This window comes from Parafrankia sp. FMc2, from assembly GCF_041008525.1.
GTDB lineage: Bacteria > Actinomycetota > Actinomycetes > Frankiales > Frankiaceae > Parafrankia.
In genome coordinates this window covers 1-979 of record NZ_JBFLUG010000437.1, presented here as the reverse complement: position 1 = coordinate 979, position 979 = coordinate 1, and the positions used below count along the sequence as shown (strand labels likewise).

Genomic DNA, 979 nt, shown 5'->3' with positions numbered 1-979 from the left:
GCGGGGGGTCAGGATCGTTCGGTGGGTCAGGGGGATGCGGTGCGAGCGGGTGAGGTGCGGTGACGCGCGGTCTGGAGGTGTACCGGTCGTTGCCGCGGTATGCGGCGGCGCGGGTGGTGTCGGGCCGGTTGCCGTGGCTGGCGGGGGCGGCGGCGACGACCGCGGCGCCGCTGCGGCTGGTGGACCGGGGCGATCCGGCGCTGCCGGGGCCGGGGTGGGTGACGGTGCGGCCGCGGCTGGCGGGGATCTGCGGGTCGGATCTGGCGACGGTGACGGGGCAGAGCTCGTTCTACTTCTCCCCGCTGGTGTCGATGCCGTTCACGCCCGGCCACGAGATCGTCGGTGATCTTCAGGAGTCGGTGACGCTGGGGGATGGCCGGCGGTTGGAGGCGGGGTCACGGGTGGTGATCGACCCGGTGCTGGGCTGTGCGGCGCGGGGCTTGGAGCTGTGCGGGGCGTGCGCGGGGGGGCGTACGTCGCGCTGCGACCGGGTGACGGTGGGGCATCTGTCGCCGGGGTTGCAGACGGGGTACTGCGCGGACACCGGCGGGGGGTGGAGCCGGGCGTTGGTGGCGCATCACAGCCAGGTGCATCCGGTGCCCGACGGTCTTGCCGACGAGCGTGCGGTGCTGGTCGAGCCGTTGGCGACGGCGGTGCACACCGCGGGTCGGGCCGGGATCGTGGCCGGGGACCGGGTGCTGATCGTCGGGTCGGGCGCGGTGGGGCTGCTGACGCTGCTGGCGGTGCGGGCGTTCACGAAGGCCGAGCATGTGACGATGGTGGCCAAGCATCGCCGGCAGGTGGAGCTCGCCGTGCGGTTCGGCGCCGACGAGGTGCTCGCGCCGGATGACACGATCGGTGGGGTGCGGCGGGCGAGCCGGGCGGTGCGGCTGACCCCGCAGCTCGGGGGCGATTTCCTGCTCGGCGGGGTGGATGTGGCGATGGACTGCGTGGGCAGTGCGTCGTCGTTGTCGACGGC

Annotated in this window: 1 protein-coding gene; it reads left to right on the top strand. The window is 74.3% G+C overall.

The annotated features are described in order from the left end of the window. Nucleotides 1–59: 59 nt before the first annotated feature. Nucleotides 60–979, top strand: a 920-nt coding sequence (locus AB1460_RS37800) for a zinc-dependent alcohol dehydrogenase (RefSeq protein ID WP_368967385.1), incomplete at its 3' end; no start/stop codon positions are given.